The sequence below is a fragment of the Microbacterium sp. NPDC058342 genome, from assembly GCF_042723935.1.
In the GTDB taxonomy this organism is placed as follows: domain Bacteria; phylum Actinomycetota; class Actinomycetes; order Actinomycetales; family Microbacteriaceae; genus Microbacterium.
This window is the reverse complement of record NZ_JBHXID010000001.1, coordinates 314,597-341,137: the sequence shown is the minus strand read 5'-3', so window position 1 is coordinate 341,137 and position 26,541 is coordinate 314,597. Positions and strand designations below refer to the sequence as shown.

Sequence of the window (26,541 nt, the reverse complement as noted above, 5' to 3'; positions counted from 1 at the left end):
CGCAGGACGCGGTTCCCGAAGCGGGATGTGATCTCTCACGGGGAGGGTTCGCCGGCATGGTGAGCATCGACGAGGTCGCGAAGCTCGCGGGGGTTTCGACCGCGACCGTCTCGCGTGCGCTGAGCGGACGCGGGCACGTGTCGCCCGCATCGCGCGAGCGCGTGCGCACCGCCGCGGAATCCCTCGGGTACGTCGTGTCCTCGCGCGCGTCGAGTCTGGCATCCGGTCGCACCCGCAACATCGGGGTGATCGTGCCGTTCCTGGACCGCTGGTTCTTCTCGACGGTGCTCTCGGGCGTCTCCAGCACGCTGATGCGGGCGGGCTACGACATCACGCTGTACAACATCACCGCCGACGCCGATGTGCGAAGAGAGGTGTTCGCCACCTTCCTGCGTCGTCAGCGCGTTGACGGCGTGATCGCCGTGTCGATCGAGCTCGGCGAGCACGAGACGCGGCTGCTGCTCGATCTGGGGCTCCCGGTGATCGCGATCGGCGGCCCGAACCCCGGGCTGCGCACACTGACCGTCGACCACTCGGCCGTCGCGCGCCTGGCGACGGAGCACCTGCTCGGGCTGGGACACCGCGACATCGCGCACATCGGAGCGAGCCCCGAGTTCGACCTGGACTTCCACATCCCCTCCCGGCGCCGGCTCGGCTTCGAGCACGCGCTGGCGGATGCCGGGATCACCCCCGCCGCGGCCTTCCTCGAGCCCGCGGACTTCACCGTCGACGGCGGGTTCCGCGCCGCCGAGCAGCTGCTGGGCCGGCCGGGTCCGCGACCCACGGCGATCTTCGCAGCGTCCGACGAGATGGCGATCGGGGCGATCCTCGCCGCCCGCGATCTGGGCTTCCGCGTGCCGCAGGACCTGTCGGTCGTCGGCATCGACGGCCACGAGCTGGGCGAGCTCTTCCAGCTCACCACGGTCGATCAGTTCCCGATCGCCCAGGGAGAGCGCGCCGCGCACGCGGTGCTGGCGCTGCTCGACGCGGAGCCGGAGGCGGCATTCACCTCCCCGCTCCCCTTCGAGCTGATCGTCCGCGGCACGACCGCCCCCGCCTGACCCCGGCCCGGTCGATCGCCGCACGGCATCGCGTCAGCGCACCTCGAACCCCGCGGCCAGCAGCGCCTCGTCGCGCGACGACGGGCCCACCAGCAGCTGGAACCGACCCGGCTCGACGACCCGCGCTCCCGCTGCATCCACGATCGTGCACGCAGCGACGGGCAGCTCGATGCGCACGCGCTCCGAGCCGCCCGGGGCGAGGTGCACCTGCGTGTGCGCCTTGAGCTCCTTGTCGGCCCAGCTCACGCTGGTGACCTCGTCGCGCACGTACACCTGCACCGTCTCCAGAGCCGGCCTGTCACCGGTGTTGACGACCGTCACGTGCGCCACAACCGTGCCGGATGCCGAGAGCGACGCCTGCTCGATGAGGAGGTCGCGGTACTCGACGGTGGTGTACGAACGTCCCTCGCCGAACGCCCAGGCCGGAGACTGGGTGAGGTCGGCGTAGCGGTCGCCGTGCTGTCCGCGGATCTGGTTGTAGTAGGTCGGCTGCTGGCCGGCGTGCCGGGCGAAGGAGATGGGCAGGCGTCCCGAGGGCTCCACGGCGCCGGTGAGGATCTCGGCGATCGCGCGGCCGCCCTGCATGCCGGGGTTGGCGACCCACAGCATCGCCGCGGCCTGCGCGACCGACGGCGGCAGCACCAGGGGCTTCGATGCCAGCAGCACCACGATCACCGGCGTTCCCGTGGCGATCAGCGCGTCGAGCAGCGCGATCTGCCCGCCGATGAGCTCGAGCGTGGCGGTCGAGCGTCCCTCTCCGTACAGGCCGATGCGGTCGCCCACCACCGCGACCACGACGTCGGAATCGCGGGCCGCGGCGACGGCCTCATCGATGCGGTCGGGCTCGGCGGGGCAGGCGCGGACCACGGGGGGCCGCGGCTGACCGTCGGGAAAGCTCGCGCCGAGCGGATCCTGCTCCAGGGTGCAGATGTCCGCGCCGCGGACGTGCGACACCTGCCAGGGGGCGATCTGCCGGATGCCGTCGAGCACGGTGGTGATCATCTCTGCCGGCTGACCGTCGAGCCAGCCCGCCTGCCCCGAACCGCCGGCCCAGTCGCCGAGCTGCTCCTGGGCGTCGTCGGCGAGAGGTCCGACCACCGCGATCCGCGTCTGCGCCGTGGGCGCCAGCGGCAGCACGCCGTCGTTCTCCAGCAGCACGACCGACCGCCGGGCGACCTCGAGGTTCAGCTCGGCGTGCGCGTCGGACCCGACGATGCTGTGCAGGTCCTCCCGCGGCAGACGGGCGTCTTCGAACAGGCCGAGCTCGAACTTCAGGGTGAGGATACGCTCGACCGCGCGGTCGAAGGCGTCCTCGGCGAGCATCCCCTGCGCGACGGCCTCGAGTGCACCCTCGAAGAACCCGGGTGTGGTCATGATCATGTCGTTGCCCGCGTGCACCGCGGCCGTCGCGGCGTGCGCGTAGTCGGGCTGCACGTGCTGCTCCCACACCATGCGACCCACGTTGTCCCAGTCGGTGATGAGGGTGCCGGTGTACCCCCATTCGCCGCGCAGCACGTCGTCGAGCAGCCACTCGTTGACCGTGATGGGCACGCCGTCCATCGTCTGGTAGCCGAGCATGAACGCACGGCAGCCCTCGCGGGCGACGCGCTCGAACGGGGGCAGGAACCAGGAGCGCAGCTTGCGGCGCGAGATGTCGGCCTCGCTGGCGTCACGGCCGCCCTGCGTCTCGGAGTAGCCGGCGAAGTGCTTGGCCGTGGCCAGGATGGCCGTGGGGTCGTCCAGACCGTCGCCCTGGTAGCCGCGCACCATCGCCGCGGCGAGCTCGCCGATGAGGTGCGGGTCCTCTCCCAGGCTCTCGTTCACGCGACCCCAGCGCAGGTCGCGGGCGATGCAGAGCACCGGCGAGAAGGTCCAGTGGATGCCGGTGGCGGCGACCTCGACGGCCGTGGCGCGGGCGACGCGCTCGAGAAGCGCCGGGTCCCACGAGGCCGCCATGCCGAGCTGGGTCGGATAGATCGTCGCGCCGGGCCAGAAGGAGTGTCCGTGGATGCAATCCTCGCCGACCAGGAGGGGGATGCGCAGCCGGGTCTGCGCCGTGAGGCCGTTCGCCCTCAGGATGCGCTCGGGCGAGGTGTGCAGGATCGAGCCCGCATGCCGGCGCAGGATGTGATCGTCGAGGTCGTCCCTCGCGTCGAGCTGCAGCATCTGGCCGACCTTCTCCTCCAGCGACATGCGCTGGAGGAGATCGGCGACGCGGTCGGCGGTCGGCAGGGAGGTGTCGAGGTAGGGCAGGGTCAGCGTCTCGGAGCTCATCTTCTCGTGTTCTTGTTCTCGTTCGTGGTCGTGCCGGGCCGCACCGCCGTGACGGCGTCGTTGACGTCGAGGCCCTTCTTGCGCATCGCCCGTGCGCGCTCGCCGGCCGATCGCAGCCGGGGATTGACGTATTCGTCGATGCCGAAGTTGATCAGCGCCAGCGCGACTCCGATGGCGGCGATGCAGAGGCCGGGCGGCAGGTACCACCACCACTGGTTCTGCGCGAAGGCGCCCTGCGCAGAGGCCCAGTTCAGGATCGTGCCCCAGTTGTAGGTGGTCACCGGGATGACGCCGATGTACGACAGGGTGGTCAGACCGAGGATGGCGGCCGTGACGGTGCCGACGAAGCTCGCGGCGATGAGCGCCATGAGGTTCGGCAGCATCTCCATCGTGATGATGCGGCGCAGCGGCTCCCCGTTGGCGCGGGCCGCCTGGATGAAGTCGCGGTTGCGCAGCGACATCGTCTGGGCGCGCAGCACGCGCGCACCCCAGGCCCATCCGGTCAGCCCCAGCACGGCCGCGATGAGCACCAGCGGCGGCTCCTCGAACAGCGAGGCCACGATGATGATCAGCGGCAGCCCGGGGATGACGAGGAACACGTTCGTGAGCGCGGAGAGCGCCTCGCTGCGCCAGCCCGACAGGTATCCCGCGATCACGCCGATGGTGATCGCGATCACCGTCGCGATGACCGCGGCCAGGAACCCGACGACGATGATGCCTCGAGTGCCGTGGATGACCTGGCTGAGCACGTCTTCGCCGATGTGCGTCGTTCCCAGCCAGTGCGCGGCGGAGGGCGGCTGCAGCCGTGCCGTGTTGTCGATCTTCGTCGGGGAGTAGGGCGCCAGCACGTCGGCGAAGATCGCCACGAGCACGAAGAACGCCAGCACGGCGAGGCCGGTGATCGACTTGCCGTTGCGGAACATCGCGAAGGCGCCGGCGAGGCGCGCGCCGAAGCCCTGGCGCCGGGGCGGGCGCTGGCTCGGAGTGCGCAGGGTCGCCGTCTCGGGCATCCCTGCCCGGCCGGCCGGCGCCTCGACGGCGGTGGTCGCGTCTGCAGAGGGGGAGAGTGTCATGTCAGGCCTCCGTCTGACGGGTGCGCGGGTCGAGGAACGCGTACGCGATGTCGGCGAGGATGTTGGCGACGAGCACCGAGAGGGTGATCACCAGGAACACGCCCTGCATGAGCGCGTAGTCCTTCGCGTTGGTCGCGTCGAGCAGCAGCTTGCCGACGCCGGGATAGCTGAACACCATCTCCATGACGATGGTGCCGCCCACGATGAAGCCGATCGACAGTGCGAAGCTCTGGATCTGCGGCAGCACCGCGTTGCGGGCGGCATACCGCCAGAGCACGCGACGATTGGGCATGCCCTTGGCCTGGGCGACCGTGATGTAGTCCTCGTCGAGCACGGTCAGCATCATGTTGCGCATGCCGAGCATCCATCCGCCCAGCGACGCGATCACGATCGTCGCGGCGGGCAGCGTGCCGTGATGGATCACCTGGCCGATGAACTCCGGATCCCAGCCGGGCTTCATCCCCACGCCGTACGCCTTGCCGATGGGGAACCAGCGCAGGTTCACCGAGAACACCGCGATGGCGAGAAGGCCGAGCCAGAAGTAGGGGATCGTGCTGAGGAACGTCGTGATGGGGATCAGTGCGTCCAGCCTGCCCCCGCGACGCCAGCCGACCATCGCACCGCCGATCGTGCCGATCGCGAAGGACACGATCGTGGCGAAGCCGACGAGTCCGACCGTCCACGGCAGGGCCTGGCTGATCACCTCGGTCACCGGACGCAGCCCGTGCAGCAGCGAGACGCCGAGGTCGCCGTGCAGCAGCAGCGCCCAGTAGTCGAGGTACTGCTCCCACAGGCTCTTGTCGGTGTCGAGCCCCAGCAGCGCGCGCAGCGCGTCGGCCGCCTCGGGGGAGACGTTCCGGTTCCGCGCGAGATACTGGCTGACCGCATCGCCCTTCATGAACCGCGGCAGGAAGAAGTTGATGGTCAGCGCCGCCCACAGCGTGAACAGGTAGAAGAGCGCACGGCCACCGAGGAACCGCCAGGGGATGCGGGAGCGCCCGGCGACGATCGTCGTCGCCGTGGTCCCCGCCTCGATCGCGTCGACGGGCGGGTGGGGTTCGACCGCGGTCATGATGCGTCTCCTGCCGTGATCGATGCGTCGCTTCGCGCCGTGCTCAGGAACCAGCGCTCGGGGTCGGGCGAGGCGGCGCGAAGCTCCCGCGTGTAGGGGTCCTGCGGGCGCAGGATCACCTCGTCCGCCGACCCGTGCTCGACCACGCGCCCCTGGTTGAGCACCATGATCTCGTCGCTGAAGTGCCGGGCCGTGGCCAGGTCGTGGGTGATGTACAGCACGCCGAGCCCCTCTTCGCGCTGCAGGTCGGCGAGCAGGTTCAGCACCCCCAGGCGGATCGAGACGTCGAGCATCGAGACCGGCTCGTCGGCGACGAGGATCGCGGGCCGCGAGGCGAGCGCGCGGGCGATCGCGACCCGCTGGCGCTGCCCGCCGGAGAGTTCGTGCGGTCGGCGATCGATCACGGCGTCGGCATCGAGGCGCACCCGCTCGAGCAGGCGGCGCACCTCGCCGTCGGTCTCGTCCGCCGGCACGACGCGGTCGAGCAGAAGCGGCCGCTCGAGGTGGTACCGGATGGAATGGTAGGGGTTCAGCGAGGCGAACGGGTCCTGGAACACCATGCGCAGCTGCTGCCGGTAACTGCGCAGCCCGCGTCCGCGACGCGGGATCGGCCTGCCGTCGAGCAGCACCTCGCCCGTGGTGGGGGTCTCGAGCTGGGTCAGGATCTTGGCGATGGTCGACTTGCCGCTGCCGGACTGTCCGACCAGGCCGATCGTCTGGCCGGAGCGCAGCGTGAAGCTCACGTCGTCCAGGGCGGTGATGCGCCCCGCGCCGCGCACGTTGTAGGTCTTGGTGAGGTGACGCACGTCGAGGATGCTCATCGCACCACCACTCCCCTCTCCCCGGTCAGGCGGGGGAAAGACGCCAGCAGGGTGCGGGTGTACTCGTCCTGCGGGGCGTTCCAGATGCGCTCGGCGGTGTCGATCTCGACGATCTCGCCCTCGCGCATGATGGCGATGCGGTCGCTGATCTCGAGCAGCAGCGGCAGGTCGTGGGTGATGAAGATCACCGAGAAGCCGAACTCCTCGCGCAGCTGCGAGATCTGTCGGAGGATCTCGCGCTGCACGAGCACGTCGAGCGCCGTGGTCGGCTCGTCCATCACCATCAGCTGGGGACGCAGGGCCAACGCCATCGCGATCATCACCCTCTGGCGCATGCCGCCGGAGAGCTCGTGGGGGAACGAGCGGCTGCGCTGCGCGCCCACCCTGACGATCTCGAGCAGCTCCGCGACGGCGGCCCGCCGCTCGCGCCTGCTCATGCGCGGCCTGTGCACCTCGAAGACGTCCTCGAGCTGGGAGCCGATGGTCGCGACCGGGTTCAGCGCGTTCATCGCACCCTGGAACACCATCGAGACCCGGTCCCACCGGAACCGGCGCATCTGCTCGGCGCCGAGCGCGCTGACGTCGATGTCGCCGTCCTGGGCATCGTGGAAGGTGACCGATCCGCCGGTGATCACGGCGGGCGCCCTGAGCAGGCGCTGGATGCCATAGGCGAGGGTCGTCTTGCCGCATCCGGATTCGCCGGCGAGACCGAGGATCTCGCCGCGGTGCAGCTGCAGGTCGACGTTCTTCACAGCCGCCACGGGCGGGTCTGTGTCGTACACGACCGAGAAGTCGCGGACGGTGAGGAGGGGATCTGCCATGGGTTCGCTTTCGTGCGGATGGAGGATGCCGGAGGGCGCTCCCGTCGCCGAGCGAGGCACAGCGAACTCGCTCGGCGACGGGACGCCGGTCTCAACCCGCCGGGGTCAGCTTCGTGAGGATCTGCACGATGCCGGGCTGGGTGGGGTCAGCCGAGGCGTACTGGTCGTCCTCGCTGGGCCAGCCCTCGTAGTTGCGGGTGTTGAACTCCCCCAGCAGCGGGTGCGCACCCAGCGGGATGGCGGGGACGTTCTCGGCGAACGCCTTCTGCAGCACCGCGGACGCCGCCGCGCGATCGTCGTCGGAGCCGGCGTTCGCGTAGGTGTTCAGCGCCTCGGTCACCGCCGGGTCCTCGAAGCGTCCGAAGTTGAACTGCGCCTTGTCGTCGACGATCCACTTCGGGTCCATCGTCGAGGTGTACAGGCCGTACACGTTGCCGGTGTCCTCGAGCCAGTGGATGATCGCCTGGAAGCTGCCCTCCTGGCGGGCGGCGTCCCAGCCGCCCCAGTCGGGCTGGTCCACCTTGACCTCGATGCCCAGTGCCTCGTCGAGCTCTTCGGCGATGAGCGCCTGCTCGGTGTTCCAGTCGCTCCACCCGGACGGGACGGAGATCGAGAACGAGACGGGCTCGCCGTCGGGATCCATGAGCTTGTCGCTCTTCCAGGTGTAGCCGGCGTCGGTGAGGATGTCCTTGGCCTTGTCGACGTCGACCGAGTAGTTCTGGTCCTTGTACTCGGGAAGGATCTCGTCCGAGAGCAGGGTGCCCAGGCCCGTCACGTTCCACACCGCCTCGCTGGCGCCCTCTCGCGCGATGTCGACGTAGGCCTGGCGGTCGATGGTCCATGCCAGCGCCTCGCGCAGCGCGGGGTCATTGAACGGCTTGGTCTGCAGGTTCATGAACAGCGTGCCCGCGCCCGCGGTCGGCGACACGAGGAACTGGTTGTGCTCATCCGCGGACAGGTAGCTCGACTCGATCTGCGGGATGAACGCCTGCGCCCAGTCGGCCTCGCCGGATGCGAGGGCGGTGGTCAGAGCCGCGTTGTCGCCGTACGAGACGTAGTGCAGCTCGGGCACGGCGAGCTCGCCGCCCCAGTAGTCCTCGTTGGCGGTGAGGGTGACCGACTCGGTGGTCCAGTTCGAGAGCACGTAGGGTCCGGTGCCGACGGCCATGCCCTCGCCGGTGAGGGGATCGGCGTTGGGATCCTCGATGCCCTCCCAGATGTGCTTCGGCACGATCGGGGTGTGCAGCACGCGCGCCTGCGCGGTGTACTTCGAGTCGGCGAACTTCAGCGTGACATTGTCGCCGTCCACGGTCGCGCCCTCGTAGCGCAGTCCCGAGGCGTCTGCGAGCTTGCCGTTCAGGTACATGTCGAAGGTGAAGACGATGTCTTCGGCGGTGAACTCCTCGCCGTCGCTCCAGGTGACTCCGCTGCGCGGGACGACGGTGAGCTCGGTGTAGTCGTCGTTCCACTCGACCGATTCGGCCAGCCACGGGGTGGTGCCGAGGTCGCCGGTCGGGTTGACCAGGGCGAGCGGCTCGAAGATGGCCTTGGCGTAGCCGTACTTCGATGCCGACGAGTCGCCGAGGAAGGGGTTGTGGGATTCCGTGGTGATCGCGCCGTCGGGCTTCGCGATCGTGAGGGCGGCGCCGGTGCCGGGGTCGGCTTCGGCCGGGTCGCCGCCGGCCGAGCATCCGGCCAGGGCGGTGGCGCCGACCGCCGCGATGGCGAGGGCACCGATCAGTGATCTTCTGAGCTTCATTGCTTCTCCTTGGGCACGGTCCTTGTGCGGGGGATGCCGGGCGTCGCCGCTCGGCCGAAGGAAACTTACTGTCGGGAAAGTAACCGTCTTGTGGAGCTTACTGACAGGTAAGTATCATGGCAAGCATCGTGATCATCACGAAAGGGAAACGAGAGAGCGGCCAGATGGCGAACAGCAGTGCGGCGACTCAGCATCGCCCTGCCACACTCGAGAAGCGCGAGCAGATCCTCAAGGCAGCGGTCGAGATCTTCGGCAACAAGGGCTCCACCAACGGCACACTGGCCGACGTCGCCGAGCAGGTCGGCATCACCCACGCCGGTGTGCTGCATCATTTCGGGTCCAAGCAGAAGCTCCTGCTCGAGGTGCTCGACTACCGCGACCAGGCCGACGTCGCGGAGCTCGCCGAGCGGCACATCCCCGGCGACCTCGACCTGTTCCTGCATCTGATCCGCACGGCGTATGCGAACGCCCGTCGCCCTGGAATCGTGCAGGCCTACGCCGTGCTGTCGGCCGAGTCGGTCACCGATGGTCATGCGGGGCGGGAGTACTTCGAGGAGAGATATACGACGTTGCGGCGCGAAGTCGCGACCGCGTTCCAGTCGCTCTGCGCCCGGGCCGGCGTCGACGACGCCGACGCCGCGGTGGCGCATGCGTCGGCGGCGATCCTGGCCGTCATGGACGGGCTTCAGCTGCAGTGGCTGCTGCACCCGGAGATCGTCGAGCTGGGAGAGGCGAGCGAGTTCGCGATCCGTGCGATCGTGAACGGCGTGCTCTCCCCCGGCCCCGACCTGGAGTCGTACCGCGCGTGAGGCTCAGACCGCGGCGGTGAGCTCGACCGCGCGCGGCGTGGCCCTGGCCACTCCGAGGTGCACGACCATCGTGACCGCCAGCACCACCGCCGAGGCGGGCAGCAGCCCGTCGGCGGGGATCCCCGCCACCAGGAGCGCGCCGCCCAGCATCCCGCCCAGCGCCGACCCCAGCTGCATGCCGCTCCCGTTCAGCGCGAGCACGAGCGCCATCGAGTCCGGCGCGAGTGCGCTCAGCCGCGACTGCAGCGCCACGCCGGATCCGCCGTTGAAGAACGCGCAGCCGAAGAACCAGGCGAAGGCGGCGAGCGCCCCGCCCAGGCCGGGCAGCAGCAGGCCCGCCGTGCCGAGGAGGGCCACGGCGATCAGCACCGCCACGATCAGGGTGACCACGTGCACCGGCGCGAAGCGGTCGATCACGCGGCCCGAGACGAGATTGCCGGCCAGGCTCACCACGCCGTAGCCGAACATCGCGCCGATCATCGCGAGACCGTCGCCGATGCGCGGACCGAAGATGAGGGTCGCGTACGTGAAGCACAGATAGCTGGCGCACATGATCCCCGTCGCCACGAGGATGCCACCGATCAGCGCCGGCTGACGCAGCGGTCGCAGCGTCTGCATCAGGGTGCGCGCCGGCAGGTGCAGACGCGGAACCTTCAGCAGGATCCCCACGAGGGCGATCACGCCGACACCCGCGACGAGGAACAGCGGCAGGCGCCAGTCGTCCTGCCCGATCACCAGGCCCAGCGGCACACCCAGCGCCGTCGCCGCGAGAAAGCCGCCGAGCACGAAGGACAGCGCCCGTCCGCGGCGCTCGACGGGAGACTTCGCCACGACGTAGGCGCTCACCACCGCGCTCAGCAGGGCGCCGCCCAGGGCCGAGATCACCCGGCCCGCCATCGCCCACGCGTAGTCGGGAGCGAGCGCGATGAGCAGGTTCCCGAGCACGAACACGGCGAGGGATGCGGCGATGACCGCCTTGCGCTCCCAGGCGCCGGTCACCGCGCTGAGCACCGGACCGGCCACCGCCGCCGTCAGCGCGAAGACGGCCACGAGCTGCCCGGCCGCGGCATCCGCCACGCCGAGATCTTCGGCGATCTGCGGGAGCAGTCCGGCGAGCACGTAGCCGTCGATGCCCATCGAGAAGGTCGCCAGGAACAGCCAGAGCAGCGCCCCGAAGCCGGCCGTCGTGGTCTCGTCTCTCGTGCGCACCAGCTCATCCAACCAGAGTTCGGGACCCGTGCGGACCGCGGCGGTCCGGCAGGACGAGCGGCCCCCGAAAAGACGGAACCGGCCGGAGCCCGAAGGCTCCGACCGGTTCCGGATGCGATGCGCTCAGAGCGGACGGATGTTCGCCGCCTGCATGCCCTTGGGGCCGCGCTCGGGGTCGAACTCGACCTTCTGGTTCTCGCTCAGCTCCTTGAAGCCCGATGCGGCGATCGCCGAGAAGTGCGCGAACAGGTCGTCCGAGCCGTCATCGGGAGCGATGAAGCCGAAGCCCTTCTCCGAGTTGAACCATTTCACAGTGCCCGTGGCCATGTGTTTCTTCTTTCATCTGTGTGGCCGCCCATGGCGGCCGTGGCGCCGCGCTGGAGCATCCGGCGGGCGAGTATGTGCGATGCCGGTCGCCATCGCACAGGTGCGGCGGGAGACGGGATCGGGAGGATCCTCGTCCGCGGCACTCACACGCGGGCTGAGGATCGGGGTGAAGGCCGCACACGACGAAGTCGCGGGCCGGTTGGGAGTGAAGCCTCCGGTGGAGGGACACGCAACGGTACCACGCGCCGCCTGGGAGTGCGCCCGTTCAGGCCTCGATCACGCGACGACCGCCCTGGTGCGCCTCGTGGTGCAGGCGCTCCATGCGCAGGTCGAGCTCGCCGGCCGCCTCTGCCGCCTCGGTGAGGCTCTGCACCAGGTGCCCGGGCACCTGGCCCGCGAACTTGTAGTGGATCTTGTGCTCGAGGCTGGCCCAGAAGTCCATCGCGATGGTGCGGAACTGCACCTCGACGGGCACCTGCACGGTGCCGGTGGAGAGGAACACGGGCACCTCGACGATGACGTGCAGGCTGCGGTAGCCGTTCGGCTTCGGCGCGGCGATGTAGTCCTTGACGAGCCGCACGGTGATGTCGTCCTGCTGGGTGAACAGCTCGAAGAGCCGGTACACGTCGCTGACGAAGCTGCAGGTGACGCGGACCCCGGCGATGTCGGTGATCTCGCTCCGGATGCTCTCGAAATCGGGCTCGATGCCCTTGCGGGCCACCTTCTCGACGATGCCGTCGGGGCTCTTCAACCGGCTCTTCACGTGCTCGATCGGGTTGTAGGCGTGGTTGTGCGTGAACTCGTCCTGCAGGATCGAGATCTTCGTCTCGACCTCCCGCATGCCGAACTCGTACTCCCTGAGGAACCGCTGGAACTGGTCCCTGAGCTGCTTCGCCTCGGCGATCGCGTCTCGGTCGACGGGCACGGTGGTCATGCTCCGACGCTATCCAGCCGTCATCGGAATCGGCTGGATGTTCACGTCGCATGCCACTGTTCGGCTATCCGTGTGGCTAGACTGATAAATCATATGTTTATGGAGGGGCAATGCTGATTGACCTGAGCGGGAAGGTCGCGATCGTCACGGGCGCCGGTCGTGGAATCGGTCGCGAGATCGCACGCACACTGGCCCGAGAAGGTGCGATCGTCGCCTCTGTGGACCTGAACGAGCACGAGCTCACCTCGCTCGGCACCGAACTCGACGCGCAAGCCGGAGAGCACCGCGAGTACGTGTGCGACGTGCGCGACGCGGCGACCGTGAACGCCGTGGTCGATTCGGTCGTCGCGACCTTCGGCCGGATCGACATCCTCGTCAACAACGCCGGCATCGCCGGCGACGCGCCCATCGAATCCTTGGCGGAGCACACCTGGGACGCCATCCACGACATCAACCTGAAGGGCACCTTCCTCTTCTCGAAGGCCGTCATCCCGGCGATGAAGGCCCAGAGGTCCGGGCGCATCATCAATGCCGCCTCCTTCGCGGCGATCGTGCCCATCTACGGCAGCTCGGCCTATGCGTCGTCCAAGGCCGCCGTCGCACAGCTCACCCGGGGCCTGGCCGGAGAACTCGGCCCCTGGAACATCACGGTGAACGCCTACGCTCCCGGCATGGTGCCCACGTCGATCAACGGCTTCACCGAGCGCCCCGAGGAGGAGCAGGCGCGGCTGCTCAGCACGCTGACCCTGCGACGGTGGGGCAGCACCGACGACGTCAGCGACCTCGTCTGCTTCCTGGCCTCGGAGCGCGCGTCGTACATCACCGGGACGCTCATCGACGTCAGCGGCGGGAAGCTGGCCACTCAGGTGCCGGGGCTCGCATATGAGGCGGCCGCGGCCGCCGAACAGTAAGGTTCAACCGTGAGCAAACCGCAGCAATCCCCTGGGTCGCGCGAACGCCGGGTCTCTCGCATGGGGTCCGGGCTTCACGGGCAGATCGTCAGCACGCTCGGCCAGGAGATCATCGACAGCGTCGCCCCCACGGGCACGCTGATGTACGCCGACGAGGTGGTGGAGCGGTTCGGCGTCTCCCGATCCGTGGTGCGGGAGGCCCTGCGCACGCTGGGATCCCTGGGGCTCGTCGAGCCGCGGCCGCAGGTGGGGACCCGAGTGCTCCCGCCCAGCTCCTGGGATCTCCTCAGTCCTCAGGTCGTGACGTGGCGAGCGCGGGGGAACCAGAGCGAGCACCAGATCCGTGAGCTTCTCGAGCTTCGACTCGGCGTCGAGTCGACCGCCGCTGAGCTCGCCGCGCAACGGGGCTCCGACGAGGACGCCGATCGACTCGTCGAGGTGGCACGGCTGCTGCGCTCCGCGTTCGAAGAGGGCGACAGTCGCCGGTTCTACGAGCACGACGCCGAGTTCCACAGCATCGTCCTCGCCGGAGCCGGGAACATCGTCATCGCCCAGCTGGCGGAGACCATCTCCGCGGCGTTCGACGCGCGGCGCGACGACAACCGTCCCGGCGCCCATGCCGTGAGCGCCGAAGCGGTCGTCCTCCACGAGCGCGTCGCCCAGGCGATCCGAGCCCGCGAGGGCGAGCGGGCCAGCCAGGCCGTCCGTGAGCTCGTGCGCTACTCCGTGCAGGAGCTGAACGATCGTCTGGAGCTCACCCGTCGCCTGGAGGCGGAGATCCAGATCGCACGCGAAGATCAGGGCTGAGCCGGCCGCCGCCATCAGCGGCGACCGGCCCGGATCACCCCAGCTGAGGCGTTCGCGCGAACGAGGGCAGGCCGCTCGCCGCGCGAGCCTCGTCCTGGGCGCGAACCGCGACGGCGGTCGATCCCCCGAAGTGGCGATCGCGCGCCTCGCGCAGGTACTCGACGGACTCGGCCATCTCCTCCATGCCGTTCACGCCGTCCTCGATGCTGATCCAGCCGTCGTAGCCGGCGTCGACGAGGGCGGTGAAGATGCGCGGGTAGTCGTTCAGGCCGCGGCCGATGACGCCGTGCTGCAGCAGCGGCGAGTAGCCGAGCGTGCCGTCGCTCTGGCGCAGGCTCTCGAGAGAGGCGCCGGGAGCGAGGAAGCGATCGGATGCCTGCATCGTGATCACCCGGTCGACGACCTGGTCGAGGAAGTCGGCGGAGTCGACGCCGGCGACCACCGCGTTCGAGGGGTCGTACTGCACGCCGAAGCTTGCGCGGTCCTGCACCCCGTCGAGGATCGCCAGGAACACCTCAGGCCGCTGCGCGAACTCGGGGTACGCCCATTCCGGCGCCTTGTAGTGGTTCTCGATGGCGAGCGACATCTCCAACTCCCGCGCGAGGGGCAGCAGTTCGTGGATCGCGCCGACGACGCGGTCGACGCCCTCCTCGACGCCGACCTCGGGATGCCGCTGTCCGCTGAGAACCCGCGCACTGACGCCGGGGCCGCCGAGCCGCCGCGCCACGTGCATCATCTCGACCTGCCGATCGAACTCGCGTCGCCGGGTGTCCGGATCCGGATGGACCAGGTCGGGCGAGAGGCACATCATCGGCATCTCGAAGCCGGCGTCCGCGAGAGCCGCGCCGACGTCGTCGACGAAGGCGTCGTCCGTGCGGAGGAACATCCCCCCGTACAGCTCGAGTCCCTCGGCGTTGAGCGGCCTCGCCTTGTCGATCCACTCGAAGATCGTCATGGTGTGATGAATGGCGAGGGCGTCGAGGTCGCCCTTCGGGAACACGCTGATGCGCATCTGGTCTCCTAGAGGACGGGTGTTGCGGGAGCGGGGGCGGTGCCGAGGTTCACGAGGACGGCCTCCCAGGACGGAAGGGCGACGTCGATCACGATCCTGTCGTCACCGTCCCGGTGCCATGCGGCGCGGCGGGCACCCTGCTCGTGGCTGGCATCGACGCTGACGGTCTGCACGTCGCGCGACGTGTCGATCACGATCCGGGGGCTGTCGTCGCTGGACGCGTTGACCAGATAGATCCACTCGTCTCCCCCGTACGCGTAGGGATGCACGAACGGCTGCCCCGGAAGCATCGGAAGGCTCGCGCGCGAGCGCAGGAAGCCCTGTACGAGTTCGGCACGTGCGGGGTTGAGCAGCATCCGGGGGATGTCGCTCGCGGCGGGCACCCAGCCGAACGGCAGGATCAGCACGCGGTCGTCGACGACGACCGCGCCTTCTGCGACCACGCGACGGTCGGAGGAGTGCAGCCGCGTCAGCGACTCGACGCGCGCGCCGGGCAGGTATCCGATGGCCGCCGCCGGCGGCGCGCTGATCATGGCCGACATGCGCGCGCCCTCGCGGTCGATCAGCCGCAGCCCAGGAACGGCCTGCTCGTACGCCACGTCGTCCTCATCGAGGCGACGCACGGACGAGACGCCGATCGCGTCACCGAGACCGAGATCGAGCGCCGTGTGGGCGGCTTCGGCGTCGAGGATGACCGCCGGGCGGGAGAGCAGTTCGCGCGCGGACGCGAGCGTCAGGTTGCGCAGGTACTGCCCGGAGATCGCGACGGCGTCGCCGGCCGCCACCGGGTCGGTGGCGAAGCGGAAGGGGATGCCGAGAGCGGGGAGCAGGCCCGCGAAGATCGTCTCGCGCGGGTACAGTTCCTCCAGGCCCTCGCCGGCGTCGGTGTGAAGCGTCCACGCCGATCGCTGATCGGTCATGACGGACACGCCGCCCGGGGGGAGCGCGAACACGCCGGCGGCGCGGGTGCGCAGCAGATAGTCCTTCACCTCCGCCAGCATCGGCTCGTACTCCTCGGTCTCGACGATGCCGTTCCCGTTCAGGTCGTAGAGGTCGATGGTCATCCCGGCGGGGTCGAGGGGCTGCGCGCTCAGCAGCTGGAAGCGCGTGAAGCGCACCGACGAGGAGTAGCGCGAGTAGGGAAAGTTCTCCAGCTCGGGATAGACGTCGACCTCGCGGCCGAGAAGCGCGGTGGTGTGCATGGACACCTGGTTGAACATCATCAGGTAGTCGGGCCCCGTGCGCTCGACATAGCTCGGCAGATGCACACGCAGGGCGGGGCGCCGTCCGTCGCCGGCGAAGGCGCCCAGCAGCGCCCCCCAGTCGCGCCCCTCGGCGGCATGCACCGCGGGGACCGAGCTCATCAGTGCGAGGCGGGGACCCGGAGCAGCGGCGCGCACGGCGCCCTCGAGCCCGCGGGCGACGTCGATGAGCACGTCGCGGCAGGCGTCGAGCCAGATGGAGCGGTACGGGTGCGGGGCACCGGGCCGCAGCAGTCCGGCGAGGAAGTCCTCTCGAGTGACCTCGTGGCCGGCGCGCTCGGAGTAGAGCGCGAGGTGACGGTCGCAGAAGCATCCGCCCCAGCGCAGCGGCGAGTGGTTGTGGAACCGGAAGTCGTCCTCGACCCACAACTGAGCCGGCGCGAGCGCGGCGTAGCGTGCGTACACGCCGCCGAGATACTCCCGCCACGCCTCGTCCAGCGGACACGCGCAGAGCGTCGAGGACCGGCCGTCGACGTCGACCATGAGGCCGAAGTCCTGATCGGCCCGCAGGCGCTTGCCGCCGTCGAAGTGCATGATGCTGTGCCACTGGTTGACGGAGGTGCTGATCCCCCGGTCGCGGACCAGCTCCTCCACGGCGCGGACCAGCGCGATGTACGCCTCCTGCTCCTGCGCGGACATGTGACCGGTGTTGATCTCCTGCACGTTGGCGAAGACCATGACGTCATCGATGCGCGCCGCGTCGACGAACGCGTCCAGGCGGCGCAGCTCCTCCTCGTCGTTGAAGCCGGGATCCGCGCAGAAGCGGAACATGTACTCGTACCCGCGGGTCATGAGGCGTCGTCCGGGATCGTCAGGCCGTGGAAGGCGAGCATCGGAGAGCGCATGCAGTCCGACGGCATCGCGGCCGGGCCGTTCATCCCGCCTCCGGCGTGCAGGAGCGCACCGGATCCGATCGCGCGGTCGAAGCGCAGGACGAAGGTGCTCCCCTCGACCGTGCAGTCCGCCGGGATCGTCTGGCCGCTGCCGTCCTCGACGACGAAGGGCAGGTTGGCGGGTGCGGCCTCGAACGCGTTGATCCAGTTCAGGACCGGCGCGACGGTGACGGCGACGGTCCGCTCGTCCCTGCGCTCCACGGCGACCGGCTCCGGGGCGCGCCAGTGCCGCGGGCGACCGTGCACCTCGCTGAGCAGCACGTCGGCGATGCGGTCGCCGAGCACCAGGTTCGCGCCGGCAGAGAGGTGGATGAAGTCGTACAGCGGCAGGTCGATCGCCGGCACGATGCTGACCCCCGGGATCGTGTGCGCGGCCTGGCGCTGCGCTTCGCGCATCATGTCCCACGAGCGGTCCTGGACGGGGTCGGCGGGGCTGAGGCAGCGAGCGAGCTGGACCGTGACCACGGGAAGATCCGGGCGGCCGAGCTCACGGCGCACGTGCGTCACGAAGCGCTCGAACCGGTCGCGGTACGTGCTCGCCGACTGCTCGACGGCATCGGCCTCGCCCTGGTACCAGAGCAGACCCGCCGGCACGACGCCCGCGGCGCGGAGCATCTCGAGCATGTTGCGGGTGAGTGTTCCGTTGTCGGCCGGATCCCACCACCGCAGGGGCGATCCGCCGTAGGCCGCCATCACGATGCCGATGGGATGGCCGAGCTCTCGCTGCAGTCGCTTCGCCACGTGCAGGAACGGCGAATGGCCGGGGTTGTGGTTCTCGAAGTGGCCCACGTGCACGGCGCGGGTCGTCTCGTTCAGCGGGTGGGATGCCAGCTGCCAGGTGCCGTCGTTGCGGAACTGGTGCACGCCCAGCGCAGGCCCGTCCTCGACCGGATCCTTCGCCCGGCCGGCCGCGTTGCTCTGCCCGGCGACGACGTAGACGTCGCCCACGCCGATGTGGTGGACCACGTCGCCGCGGGTGACCGCGAGGCCGTCCATGCCCTCGTACTCGAGAGTGGTCTCGATTCGGTACGGCCCGCCGGCGGGCACGTTTGTGAAAGTCACGGTCCAGGTGCCGTCATCGGCCGTCTGACACCACTGCCACGCCACGACGGAGGCACCGCTGGCCTCGGAGGCGATCCGCGCACGGATGCGCACCGCACCGTCACCGACGGGGAGCACGCGCATCGGCAGCTCGAAGGTGATCGCAGCGCGCTCGTAGCTGCCGCCGACGGTGAGATCGGCTGTGCCGTCCGCGCCGCGCGGGAAGATCTGCCAGTCCTGCGCGCCGGAGAGGATCGAGACGCCCGCGGTCATCGGATCACGACCTCGTCGTGCACGGCCGCGGCGATCTGCTCGAGCTGGTCGAGCCGGGTCGCACCGACGAGCGCGCTCACGACGGCGGGCATGCGCAGCACCTGGACGAAGGCGTACTGCGCCATCGTCAGGCCCTCGGCGTCCGCCGCCAGGGTGATCTCCTCGAGAGTGCGTGCGGCGCTCTCATCCAGTGTGCGGATCCACTCGGGCTTCTGCGCCGCGCGCGATCCGGCCGGCACGGCGCCGCCGCGGTACTTGCCGCTGAGCACACCGCCCTCGAGCACCTGGTACGGCAGCACCGCGATGCCCTCACGCGCGCACAGCGGCAGCAGCTCGGCCTCGGCGCTGCGGTCGAGCAGGTTGAGCTTGGGCTGCACGACGGCCGGGCGGGCGACGCCCACGGCGTCTGCCGCATCGATCACGGCGCGCAGTTCTGCCGCGGAATGGTTGCTCACCCCGTAGCTGCGGATGGTCCCGGCCCGCAGCTCCTCACCGAGCGCTGACACGATCTCGGTCGTCTCGACGACCGGATCCGGTCGGTGCAGATAATAGATGTCGACGTGGTCGGTGCCCAGCCGGGTCAGGCTGCGGCGCAGCTGCGTGCGGATCGCGGAGGGCGACGTGTTCTCGTCGTCGGGCCCGTCGCCGACCTTCATCCCCAGCTTCGTCGCGACCACATACGCACTGCGATCGTGCGCGATCGCCGCCCCCACGATCTCTTCGGCGACGCCTCCCGATGAACCGGCAGTCCGCGCGTACCCCTCGTACATGTTGGCGGTGTCGATCGAGGTGATCCCGAGATCTCGTGCGGCGTGCGTGAGACGCACCGCCTCGTCCTCGCCCACGGGCGTGCCGAAGGTCATCGTGCCCAGTGTGAGGGCCGAGAGCTCGATCCCGGTCGTCCCCAGCGGCGTCGTGCGCATCACATGCTCCGTTCGATGTCGAAGGGTCTCGCGTTCATCGCCGCGGCCTCGTCGAGCAGGCGACGAGAGACGTCCGCAGGCAGGTGTCCGGGCCGCCACCGATCGGGCGAGCGGAAGCACTTCTGAGCGTGACCCGCCACGTGCATCAGCTCGCTGAAGGTCTCGATGATGCCGTGCTCCCATCCGACCCGCAGGAAGCCGTCCAGTCGGCGTCGTGCGATGTCGGCATCCGCGAACCTTCCCTCGCGCACGGCCGCGAAAGCGGCCGCGTAGAAGTCGGGAAGCAGATTCGACCACGTCCCGATCGTGCCGTCGGCACCGGACGAGAGTCCCTGGACGAGCACCTCGTCGTATCCCGAGAAGACGCACGACGCGGGGAACGCGGACTTGATGCGGCTCATCAGGAAGAGGTTGAAGTCGCTCATCTTGATCCCGGCGACGCCGTCGATGGCGAGCAGATCGGCGAGCTGCTCGAAGGACGCCGTGACGCCCAGCGCGGGGATGTAGTAGACGACGACGGGGACGCCGGTGGCGGCGAGAGCCCGGTAGAAGTCCAGCACTTGCGGCCACGCGGCGTTCGGGGGGATCGCCGCCACGGCATCCGCCCCGACCGACGCGGCATGCTCGGCGAGCGCGACCGCATCACGCTGGAACGTCTGGCCCACGTGCACGACGGCGGAGCCGCCCGCCGCGCGCACCCGCGGAACGACCTCCGCCGCGATGTGCTCCCGCTCCGTGCGGCGCAGGCGCGAGCCGTCTCCGGTGCCGCCGCACAGGTAGAGCCCGTCGATGCCGCTGGCGAGGAGGCGATCCGCCTCCTTCGCCAGCGCGCTCCGATCGAGCTCGTCCTGTGCGTCGGCGGGGGACACGAGCGGCGTGATGACCCCCCGAAGCATCAGCCGGCCTTCAGATCCGCGATGGCCGCTTTCAGCGATGACGTCATGATCTCGATCTCCTCGTCGGTGATTCCGCACCACCAGGGGAAGGAGAACGAGTCGTCCCACCACTTCTCGAGGAAGGGCGTGTCCGCCTCGCCGTAGCCCATCTTCTGGAACAGGGGGAAGCGGTACAGCGGGTAGTACTGCACAATCGAGCGGATGCCGTACTTCGCGGTGAGGAGATCGAGGAGGTCGTTGCGGTCCTTGCCGAACGCACTGCCGTCGAAGTGCATCACGTACTGGTGCACCACGTACCTGCCGCCCTCGACGACCTGGGGGAACGTGATCTCCGGGGTGTCGGCGAGCGCCGCGCGGATCTTCAGATCCTGCTCGATGAGCAGCTCGTTGTTGGGCACGATGCTCTTGAGCTCCTCCGAGCCGAGGGCGCACTGCGCCTCGCCGAGGCAGAAGTTCTGCGGCCACTGCTCGTCGAGGAACGAGTCGACATTGCTCATCGCGGGCACCCAGTAGCGCTCCCGCGGACCCGGGATCGCTGCGAGCCCGTTGTGGCGGATGCCGGGGACTCGTGCGGCGATGTCCGCGTCCTTCACGGTGAGCATGCCGCCCTCGCCCAGGGTCGTCATCGTCTTCGCCGCGTGGAAGCTGAAGCATCCGAAGTCACCGAACGTGCCCACGTGCTGGCCGTCGATCGTGCAGTCCAGCGCCTGGGCGCAGTCCTCGATGACCTTCAGGCCGTGACGGTCGGCGATGTCCATGATGCGGCGCATGTCGGCGGGCAGGCCCAGCAGGTGCACGGCGACGATCGCCTTGGTGCGCGGGGTGATCTTGCGCTCGATGTCGTCGGGGTCGATCGTCCACGTCTCGGGGTGGATGTCGGCCCACACCAGGTCGGCTCCCAGGTCGCCGAAGGGGATCGCGCTCGCGCAGTAGGTGTAGCCCGGCACGATCACCTCGTCACCCGGGCCGACGCCGGAGAAGATCCCGGCCAGCTTGAGCGCGTTGGTGCAGTTCGAGACACCGAAGGCGAAGTTCGCCCCGGTGAACTCGGCGAAGTCCGCCTCGAACTTCTCCAGGTACGGCCCCTGCGTCTGCCCCTCGGCGTTGCGCATGACGTCGACGACGGCGGCGATCTCGGCCTCCGTGTAGGCGTGCTGACGCTGCGGGAAGGTGATGCGGTATCCGTCGACGAATCCGCGACCCGAGGGGTCGCTGAGCTTCTCGGTGGTCTCCATGGCGGTGGTCATTCGGGATCCTCTCGTGTATCTGGGCGGGATGTCAGAGACCGGCGGTCTCGATGACCTCGCACATGATGTCTTCCTTGTTCGCGTCGTACGCGACGATGAGCTTGTCGCCGTCGACGAGACAGCAGGGGTACTGGTGGCCGTTGATCTTCAGCAGGCCCTTCCGGCGCATCTCGACCGGGGAGTCGTTGATCATGTAGACCTTGTCGAACGTCAGCCCGTCATCGCTGAGCATGAGCGTGAGCGGCATGCGATCGAGCAGCGTCGGGATGGCGTTGTTCACCAGGTAGTAGCGGCCGTCGGTGAGCCGGCCGGCGTAGAGGCGGCTCATCGAGTCGGGGATGTCGGTGATCATCGGCTGCGTCCAGGTGCGTCCGCCGTCCTCCGAGAAGTTCACGTAGGCGTAGCAGGAGGCGCCCTCGTCTCGCCAGAACACGACGATCCGGCCGTCGTCGAGCTGGTACCAGGTGCTCTCGCCGTAGGGGAAGCTGGCCCCCTGCGGCGGCTCGACCCTGATGAACTCGGGCTCGGCGAGGATGTCGTCACCGGGCCAGAGAAGGATCGCGGGGACGCCGTCCATCGTGGTGCAGACGCAGAGCAGCCGCCCTTCGGCGGTGAGGCGAGGAGCCTCGAAGATCCACTTGATCGTCGAGCCGTACGAGAACGCCTTCTCGAACGAGATGCCGTCCGCCGAGCGGTAGACGTCCATGTAGGCGTTGTCGGGGCGGATGCGGCGCATGCCGGTGACGGTCTCGTCGTGCTCCGTCTCCTCGCTCATGATGACCACGTAGAGGAAGTCGTCGGTCGCGTGCATGGCGACGCAGTTGTTCGCCCACTGGCTCCCCTCCTCGACATCCAGCACGATGCGAGGGTCGCTCCAGTTCAGGGCATCGTCCGAGTCGGCGATGAGCACCTTCTGGCCGGCGTCCTCCTCGTTGCGGAAGCCGTTGGACCAGGCGTAGTAGTACCGACCGCGGAACTTCGCGATCTGGTTGTGGTGGTTGTAGGAGCCGTGGAACTCGTTGCCGTAGTACACGATCGCGCGGCGCGCATCCCGGATGTAGGGGATGATCGCCGGATCCGCGCCCTTGGTCCCGTGATCGCTGTCGGTCATCAGGCACTCGAAGAGCTGGAAGTTCCGACGCCAGTGATACTCGTTCAGCGCGTTCTTGACGTCGGGCGCGAGCATCTGGACGGTGGGTCGGTCGAGGATGACAGGGGATGTGGACACGGAAGTCTCCTGGTGTGGTGGGTGGATGCGGCGCTGCCGGTCCCGAAGGGACCCCGCCGGGACCGGCAGCACGGGTGGGGGTGTCAGAGCTTCTCGGCTGCGGCGATGGCGTCGTTCACCATCTGCTCGTAGTCCGCGGCGCCGGCGGCCTCGAACTCCTGGCGGTATTGCTCCCAGGTGGCGTCGATGTCCATCTGTCCACCGATCATCCCCGCGAGGTAGCGGTTGGAGATCTCCTTCAGCTTCGTCCGGATGGCCTCGGCCTTCTCGTCGAGCACGACGAGGTTGTAGTACGGGGGCAGCTTCTCGATCACGTCGTCGGCGTACCCGTCGATCGTCTCCTGTGCCGAGGCGGTGAGCGCCTTGTCCTCATCGCTCATCCACAGCTCGCTGTAGTCGACGGGGTTCGTCACCGACTCGTACCAGTCCTTCTCGGAGAACTCCGTCATGAACTCGGTCGCACTGAACAGGTACGAGAACCACACGTACTTGCCGCGGCCGTCGGAGACGCCGTACGCCTTGTTGACCGCGTCCCAGGCGCCCTCGACGTACTCGGGGGTGCCGTCCGATCCCGGCGTGTAGGTCTCTCCTTCGATGCCCTTGAACAGCAGGTTCTGCCCGTCGGCCGATGCGAGGTACTCGACCAGGTCGAGCACGCGCTGAGGGTTCTTGGTGCTGGCGGGGACGAAGTACTGCGCACCCATCCAGCTGAACGTGCTGTAGGCCTTTGCGCCCTCCATCGCCGTCCCGAGGGTCAGGTCCCCCGGCTCGGCGGTGTCGGGGTTCGCCTTCTGCCAGGCCGACTTGTAGAAGTCACGGAACTGACCCGCGTAGCCGAAGCCGAAGTTCGCGGCCCCGATCTTGCCGATGCCGAAGTCCGCGTAGGCGTCGTCGAAGTCGCCCTTGACGCCCACGCCCTTGCTGAGCGCGTCGGCGGCGTACATCGACGCCAGCTGCGTGACGACATCCTTGCTCTTGTCGGAGACGGTCATCAGCTTCCAGGTGTCGTCGCCGTCGGGCACCATGCCCGTCCACGCGTTCCCCGTCGGCGGGGCGATGGAGGTGCCCTGGGGGATGCCCATGGTGGCGTCGATCTCCGCCCAGTTGGTGAGCTTGTCGTTGCGCGGCCACCATCCCTGGTAGCCGGCCTCCGCGGCGGCCTTGGTGAAGGCCTCGAACTCGTCGGTGGTCGAGGGGATCCTGCCGCCGTTGACCTCGTCGAGGATGGACGTGTTGTAGACCGGTACGCCGTTGAAGGACGGCTGCGGCATCGACGCGATCGAGTAGATCGCGTAGGTCTTGTCCTCGTCGCCGGCGTACAGCTTGTTGTAGGCCTTCCACTCGTCGCTGGCGAACATCTTCGTCAGAGTGGGATACCGATCCGGGTCCGCCGAGACGACCTCGCCCAGATCGAGGACGGCACCGTCCTTGATCCACTTGGTGATCTTCTCGGTCTCGCCCCACGTCGGGAACAGATCGGGGCCCGTGCCGACGGCGAGCTCGGTGAGCATCCGATCATCGAAACCGTCGGTTCCGGTGTCGTACTTGAGCTCGATGTTGAGCTTCTCCTCGATCGCCTTCTTGATCGGATCGCTCTTCATGCCGGCGGCGTCGTCGGTGCTGTTGCCGAACTGCGCGAAGCGGATCTTCACGGTCTCGTTCGGGTCGTCAGAGCTGCCGGCGGTGCAGGCGCTCAGGCTGACGACGGCGATCGCGGTGGCGCCGACGGCGACCACCCTGCGGGTAAGGGAATGGTGCATCGCGTACCTCTTCTTCCTCGAAGCGTGGATGTCTTTCTCGCGCACAGCGGGTTGCGCTCTTCCAGTGTAGATCAGATAAATCTGATTAGTCCAGTCTCACTCCTTCACCGCGCCGATGAGGATGCCCTTCGCGAAGTGCTTCTGCAGGAAGGGGTAGACCATGAGGATCGGCAGCAGCGCGACGATGATGGTCGCCATGCGCAGCCCGATCGGCGGGATGGCCGGCATGCCGACCGCCATCGCCTCGTTGCGGACCTGGTTCATCATCGAGGGATCGACGAGAGTGCGTCGCAGGATCCAGGCGAACGGCTGGAGGTCGGGCTGGTTCGAGACGAACATCATGTAGCTGTAGTAGTCGTTCCAGTGGATGACGGCGATGAAGAGCCCCACCGCGGCGAGCATCGGGCGGGCCAGCGGCATGACGATCATGAAGAAGAGCCGCACCTCGTTGGCGCCGTCGATGCGGGCCGCCTCCTCCAGCTCCTTGGAGCTCGCGTAGGAGAAGTAGTTGCGCATGATGATGTAGTAGACGATGTTGAGCGCCCCCGGGATCACCATGACCCAGAAGGTGCGCAGCATCCCGATGTCGTTATAGAGCATGTACTCGGGGATGAGCCCGCCGGTGAAGAACAGGTTGAACACGACCAGCGCGTTGATGACCTTCATGCCCTTCACGTGCACCTTCGACACCGCGTAGGCCATCATCGACGTGATGAGCAGCGACAGCACGGTACCCAGCACGGTCTTGATCACCGAGATGAACAGGGACTGGGCGAACACGGGCGTCGAGAAGATCGCCTTGTAGTACTGGAAGTCGGGATCCGCCGGAGGCAGGAACATGATCTTGTCGCGGATGAAGTCGTCGTACGGCGTGATCGAGGCGACGAACACGTACCACATCGGATAGAAGCAGATGAGGGCGAACGTGACGGTGAGCAGCAGCACCAGCACGTCGAACCAGTTGAACCGGCGCCACCACGCGCGTTTGCGCGGCTTGCCGCCCAGCGCCTGCTCGCGGAGCAGACGGTTCGCCTTGCTGGAGCGCACGGTGCGGATGAGGGATGTAGTCATCAGAAGATTCCCATCACGTCGAGCTTCTTGACGATCTTGTTGGCGAACAGGACGACGATGAGGCCGGCGACATTGAACATGAGGTTCATCGCCGTGGAGACCTCGAAGTTCCCGCCTCCGCCGATGCTGTTGCGGTAGATGTAGGTCGACAGCACGTCACCGGTGGAGTAGACGAAGCTGGAATAGAGGTTGTACACCTGATCGAAGTTGGAGACGAACACGGTGGCCAGCTGCAGGATCAGGAGCACCACGACGCTGGGCATGATGCGAGGCAGGGTGATGTGCCACATCATCTGCAGCCGATTCGCCCCGTCGATCGCGGCGCTCTCGTAGAGGGCGGGGTTGATGCCCGCGATGGCGGCGAGGTAGATGATCGAGCTGTAGCCGGCGGTCTTGACGATGTTCGAGATGACGAGCACCGCCTGGAACAGCTCGGGCTCGCGGAGGAAGTCGATCTCCTTCAGCCCCAGACCGCCGAGGATGGCATTGACCACGCCTCCGTCGCTGGAGAGCGAGAGGAAGGCCATGACCAGTCCGGCGAAGACGACCCAGGACAGGAAGTACGGCAGGTACACGAGGGTCTGGACGGTGCTCTTGACCCAGCGCAGGCGCAGCTCGTTGATGAGCAGGGCCAGGAGGATGTTGAAGGTGAAGCCGAAGAGGATGTTCCAGACGTTGATCTCCAGCGTGTTGACCAGAGCGTTCCAGAACACCGCGTCGTTGAACATCGTGACGAAGTTGTCGATGCCGACCCAGGGACTGCCCCAGATGCCCTTGGAGACGCTGTAGTCCTTGAACGCCAACTGCAGACCGTACATCGGGCCGTAGTTGAAGACGATCATGCACAACAGGCCCGGCAGCACCAGAAGATACGTGAACCAGTGGAACCTGATGTACTTGATCGTCCGGACGAGCCAGGGGTCGAGCCTCGGGGCATCCGCCTCATCAGGACCACCTGAGTAGCGCGCCCTCGACTCGTGGGTCCTCACCGTACTGTCCAACATGTTGCTCCTCGCACCGTCGCGGGCTTTCTCGTCATCCTAGTAGTTCGTATGAC

General features: G+C 68.3%; 23 protein-coding genes. 4 read left to right on the top strand and 19 right to left on the bottom strand.

Features of this window, described 5'->3' with window-relative positions:
• Positions 1 to 56 precede the first annotated feature (56 nt).
• Positions 57 to 1,061: a LacI family DNA-binding transcriptional regulator gene (locus tag ACFWHT_RS01545; protein ID WP_378824818.1), complete on the top strand. Its 1,005-nt coding sequence runs from the start codon at positions 57 to 59 to the stop codon at positions 1,059 to 1,061.
• A gap of 33 nt (positions 1,062 to 1,094) precedes the next feature.
• On the opposite strand, the gene ACFWHT_RS01540 is transcribed toward ACFWHT_RS01545, so the two are convergent.
• The 6 genes from ACFWHT_RS01540 to ACFWHT_RS01515 all read right to left on the bottom strand — a co-directional run bounded on the left by ACFWHT_RS01540 (position 1,095) and on the right by ACFWHT_RS01515 (position 8,881).
• Positions 1,095 to 3,335: a glycoside hydrolase family 3 N-terminal domain-containing protein gene (locus tag ACFWHT_RS01540; protein ID WP_378824816.1), complete on the bottom strand. Its 2,241-nt coding sequence runs from the start codon at positions 3,333 to 3,335 to the stop codon at positions 1,095 to 1,097.
• A complete protein-coding gene (locus ACFWHT_RS01535) occupies positions 3,332 to 4,345 on the bottom strand; it encodes an ABC transporter permease (protein WP_378827852.1) in 1,014 nt (337 codons plus the stop codon). Before ACFWHT_RS01535 ends, ACFWHT_RS01540 begins: the two co-directional genes overlap by 4 nt.
• Positions 4,346 to 4,409: 64 nt before the next feature.
• Entirely contained in the window at positions 4,410 to 5,480 is a 1,071-nt protein-coding gene (locus tag ACFWHT_RS01530; protein ID WP_378824814.1) for an ABC transporter permease, read from the bottom strand.
• Positions 5,477 to 6,301: an ABC transporter ATP-binding protein gene (locus tag ACFWHT_RS01525; protein ID WP_378824812.1), complete on the bottom strand. Its 825-nt coding sequence runs from the start codon at positions 6,299 to 6,301 to the stop codon at positions 5,477 to 5,479. Before ACFWHT_RS01525 ends, ACFWHT_RS01530 begins: the two co-directional genes overlap by 4 nt.
• A complete protein-coding gene (locus tag ACFWHT_RS01520; RefSeq protein WP_378824811.1) occupies positions 6,298 to 7,122 on the bottom strand; it encodes an ABC transporter ATP-binding protein in 825 nt (274 codons plus the stop codon). The genes ACFWHT_RS01525 and ACFWHT_RS01520 overlap by 4 nt, the downstream gene beginning before the upstream one ends.
• A 91-nt stretch (positions 7,123 to 7,213) precedes the next feature.
• Positions 7,214 to 8,881: an ABC transporter substrate-binding protein gene (locus tag ACFWHT_RS01515; RefSeq protein WP_378824809.1), complete on the bottom strand. Its 1,668-nt coding sequence runs from the start codon at positions 8,879 to 8,881 to the stop codon at positions 7,214 to 7,216.
• Between the two features lie 164 nt (positions 8,882 to 9,045).
• Between ACFWHT_RS01515 and ACFWHT_RS01510 the strand changes: the two genes are divergently transcribed.
• Positions 9,046 to 9,690, top strand: a complete 645-nt coding sequence (locus ACFWHT_RS01510) for a TetR/AcrR family transcriptional regulator (protein WP_378827850.1) — start codon at positions 9,046 to 9,048, stop codon at positions 9,688 to 9,690.
• 3 nt (positions 9,691 to 9,693) lie between these two features.
• On the opposite strand, the gene ACFWHT_RS01505 is transcribed toward ACFWHT_RS01510, so the two are convergent.
• The 3 genes from ACFWHT_RS01505 to ACFWHT_RS01495 all read right to left on the bottom strand — a co-directional run bounded on the left by ACFWHT_RS01505 (position 9,694) and on the right by ACFWHT_RS01495 (position 12,160).
• Positions 9,694 to 10,899, bottom strand: a complete 1,206-nt coding sequence (locus ACFWHT_RS01505) for an MFS transporter (protein ID WP_378824807.1) — start codon at positions 10,897 to 10,899, stop codon at positions 9,694 to 9,696.
• 123 nt (positions 10,900 to 11,022) lie between these two features.
• A complete protein-coding gene (locus tag ACFWHT_RS01500) occupies positions 11,023 to 11,226 on the bottom strand; it encodes a cold-shock protein (protein WP_378824805.1) in 204 nt (67 codons plus the stop codon).
• A gap of 265 nt (positions 11,227 to 11,491) precedes the next feature.
• On the bottom strand, positions 11,492 to 12,160 hold the full coding sequence (locus tag ACFWHT_RS01495; RefSeq protein WP_378824803.1) for a GTP pyrophosphokinase family protein: 669 nt from the start codon (positions 12,158 to 12,160) through the stop codon (positions 11,492 to 11,494).
• A 110-nt stretch (positions 12,161 to 12,270) separates the two neighbouring features.
• On the opposite strand from ACFWHT_RS01495, the gene ACFWHT_RS01490 reads away from it, so the two are divergent.
• Together ACFWHT_RS01490 and ACFWHT_RS01485 are read left to right on the top strand one after the other, a co-directional pair.
• On the top strand, positions 12,271 to 13,071 hold the full coding sequence (locus tag ACFWHT_RS01490) for an SDR family NAD(P)-dependent oxidoreductase (protein WP_378824801.1): 801 nt from the start codon (positions 12,271 to 12,273) through the stop codon (positions 13,069 to 13,071).
• Between the two features lie 60 nt (positions 13,072 to 13,131).
• A complete protein-coding gene (locus ACFWHT_RS01485; RefSeq protein ID WP_378824798.1) occupies positions 13,132 to 13,878 on the top strand; it encodes a FadR/GntR family transcriptional regulator in 747 nt (248 codons plus the stop codon).
• A 34-nt stretch (positions 13,879 to 13,912) separates the two neighbouring features.
• Here the strand turns inward: ACFWHT_RS01485 and ACFWHT_RS01480 are convergent, their stop codons facing one another.
• From ACFWHT_RS01480 to ACFWHT_RS01435, 10 genes are all read right to left on the bottom strand, one after another.
• Positions 13,913 to 14,890, bottom strand: coding sequence for a sugar phosphate isomerase/epimerase family protein (locus tag ACFWHT_RS01480; protein WP_378824797.1), 978 nt, complete (start codon positions 14,888 to 14,890; stop codon positions 13,913 to 13,915).
• 8 nt (positions 14,891 to 14,898) lie between these two features.
• A complete protein-coding gene (locus ACFWHT_RS01475) occupies positions 14,899 to 16,944 on the bottom strand; it encodes a hypothetical protein (RefSeq protein ID WP_378824795.1) in 2,046 nt (681 codons plus the stop codon).
• Entirely contained in the window at positions 16,941 to 18,359 is a 1,419-nt protein-coding gene (locus tag ACFWHT_RS01470; RefSeq protein ID WP_378824794.1) for a sialate O-acetylesterase, read from the bottom strand. Before ACFWHT_RS01470 ends, ACFWHT_RS01475 begins: the two co-directional genes overlap by 4 nt.
• Positions 18,356 to 19,282: an aldo/keto reductase gene (locus ACFWHT_RS01465; RefSeq protein WP_378824792.1), complete on the bottom strand. Its 927-nt coding sequence runs from the start codon at positions 19,280 to 19,282 to the stop codon at positions 18,356 to 18,358. The genes ACFWHT_RS01470 and ACFWHT_RS01465 overlap by 4 nt, the downstream gene beginning before the upstream one ends.
• On the bottom strand, positions 19,282 to 20,178 hold the full coding sequence (locus tag ACFWHT_RS01460) for a dihydrodipicolinate synthase family protein (RefSeq protein WP_378824791.1): 897 nt from the start codon (positions 20,176 to 20,178) through the stop codon (positions 19,282 to 19,284). The genes ACFWHT_RS01465 and ACFWHT_RS01460 overlap by 1 nt, the downstream gene beginning before the upstream one ends.
• Positions 20,178 to 21,425, bottom strand: coding sequence for a DegT/DnrJ/EryC1/StrS family aminotransferase (locus ACFWHT_RS01455; RefSeq protein WP_378824789.1), 1,248 nt, complete (start codon positions 21,423 to 21,425; stop codon positions 20,178 to 20,180). The genes ACFWHT_RS01460 and ACFWHT_RS01455 overlap by 1 nt, the downstream gene beginning before the upstream one ends.
• Positions 21,426 to 21,456: 31 nt before the next feature.
• The gene (locus ACFWHT_RS01450) at positions 21,457 to 22,653 is read right to left on the bottom strand and encodes an exo-alpha-sialidase (protein ID WP_378824787.1); all 1,197 of its coding nucleotides are present in this window, start codon (positions 22,651 to 22,653) and stop codon (positions 21,457 to 21,459) included.
• 83 nt (positions 22,654 to 22,736) lie between these two features.
• Positions 22,737 to 24,413, bottom strand: a complete 1,677-nt coding sequence (locus ACFWHT_RS01445; RefSeq protein ID WP_378824785.1) for a hypothetical protein — start codon at positions 24,411 to 24,413, stop codon at positions 22,737 to 22,739.
• Positions 24,414 to 24,509: 96 nt separating this feature from the next.
• A complete protein-coding gene (locus ACFWHT_RS01440; protein ID WP_378824784.1) occupies positions 24,510 to 25,484 on the bottom strand; it encodes a carbohydrate ABC transporter permease in 975 nt (324 codons plus the stop codon).
• Positions 25,484 to 26,488 carry an ABC transporter permease gene (locus ACFWHT_RS01435; RefSeq protein WP_378824782.1) on the bottom strand — a complete coding sequence of 335 codons (1,005 nt, stop codon included), beginning with the start codon at positions 26,486 to 26,488 and terminating at the stop codon, positions 25,484 to 25,486. Before ACFWHT_RS01435 ends, ACFWHT_RS01440 begins: the two co-directional genes overlap by 1 nt.
• Positions 26,489 to 26,541 lie beyond the last annotated feature (53 nt).

Excerpts from the sequence above, each read along its gene's own strand:
- ACFWHT_RS01545 (WP_378824818.1), top strand. The coding sequence starts at position 57 with ATGGTGAGCATCGACGAGGTCGCGAAGCTCGCGGGGGTTTCGACCGCG.
- ACFWHT_RS01540 (WP_378824816.1), bottom strand. The coding sequence starts at position 3,335 with ATGAGCTCCGAGACGCTGACCCTGCCCTACCTCGACACCTCCCTGCCG.
- ACFWHT_RS01535 (WP_378827852.1), bottom strand. The coding sequence starts at position 4,345 with ATGCCCGAGACGGCGACCCTGCGCACTCCGAGCCAGCGCCCGCCCCGG.
- ACFWHT_RS01530 (WP_378824814.1), bottom strand. The coding sequence starts at position 5,480 with ATGACCGCGGTCGAACCCCACCCGCCCGTCGACGCGATCGAGGCGGGG.
- ACFWHT_RS01525 (WP_378824812.1), bottom strand. The coding sequence starts at position 6,301 with ATGAGCATCCTCGACGTGCGTCACCTCACCAAGACCTACAACGTGCGC.
- ACFWHT_RS01520 (WP_378824811.1), bottom strand. The coding sequence starts at position 7,122 with ATGGCAGATCCCCTCCTCACCGTCCGCGACTTCTCGGTCGTGTACGAC.
- ACFWHT_RS01515 (WP_378824809.1), bottom strand. The coding sequence starts at position 8,881 with ATGAAGCTCAGAAGATCACTGATCGGTGCCCTCGCCATCGCGGCGGTC.
- ACFWHT_RS01510 (WP_378827850.1), top strand. The coding sequence starts at position 9,046 with ATGGCGAACAGCAGTGCGGCGACTCAGCATCGCCCTGCCACACTCGAG.
- ACFWHT_RS01500 (WP_378824805.1), bottom strand. The coding sequence starts at position 11,226 with ATGGCCACGGGCACTGTGAAATGGTTCAACTCGGAGAAGGGCTTCGGC.
- ACFWHT_RS01495 (WP_378824803.1), bottom strand. The coding sequence starts at position 12,160 with ATGACCACCGTGCCCGTCGACCGAGACGCGATCGCCGAGGCGAAGCAG.
- ACFWHT_RS01490 (WP_378824801.1), top strand. The coding sequence starts at position 12,271 with ATGCTGATTGACCTGAGCGGGAAGGTCGCGATCGTCACGGGCGCCGGT.
- ACFWHT_RS01485 (WP_378824798.1), top strand. The coding sequence starts at position 13,132 with ATGGGGTCCGGGCTTCACGGGCAGATCGTCAGCACGCTCGGCCAGGAG.
- ACFWHT_RS01480 (WP_378824797.1), bottom strand. The coding sequence starts at position 14,890 with ATGCGCATCAGCGTGTTCCCGAAGGGCGACCTCGACGCCCTCGCCATT.
- ACFWHT_RS01475 (WP_378824795.1), bottom strand. The coding sequence starts at position 16,944 with ATGACCCGCGGGTACGAGTACATGTTCCGCTTCTGCGCGGATCCCGGC.
- ACFWHT_RS01470 (WP_378824794.1), bottom strand. The coding sequence starts at position 18,359 with ATGACCGCGGGCGTCTCGATCCTCTCCGGCGCGCAGGACTGGCAGATC.
- ACFWHT_RS01465 (WP_378824792.1), bottom strand. The coding sequence starts at position 19,282 with ATGCGCACGACGCCGCTGGGGACGACCGGGATCGAGCTCTCGGCCCTC.
- ACFWHT_RS01460 (WP_378824791.1), bottom strand. The coding sequence starts at position 20,178 with ATGCTTCGGGGGGTCATCACGCCGCTCGTGTCCCCCGCCGACGCACAG.
- ACFWHT_RS01455 (WP_378824789.1), bottom strand. The coding sequence starts at position 21,425 with ATGACCACCGCCATGGAGACCACCGAGAAGCTCAGCGACCCCTCGGGT.
- ACFWHT_RS01445 (WP_378824785.1), bottom strand. The coding sequence starts at position 24,413 with ATGCACCATTCCCTTACCCGCAGGGTGGTCGCCGTCGGCGCCACCGCG.
- ACFWHT_RS01440 (WP_378824784.1), bottom strand. The coding sequence starts at position 25,484 with ATGACTACATCCCTCATCCGCACCGTGCGCTCCAGCAAGGCGAACCGT.
- ACFWHT_RS01435 (WP_378824782.1), bottom strand. The coding sequence starts at position 26,488 with ATGTTGGACAGTACGGTGAGGACCCACGAGTCGAGGGCGCGCTACTCA.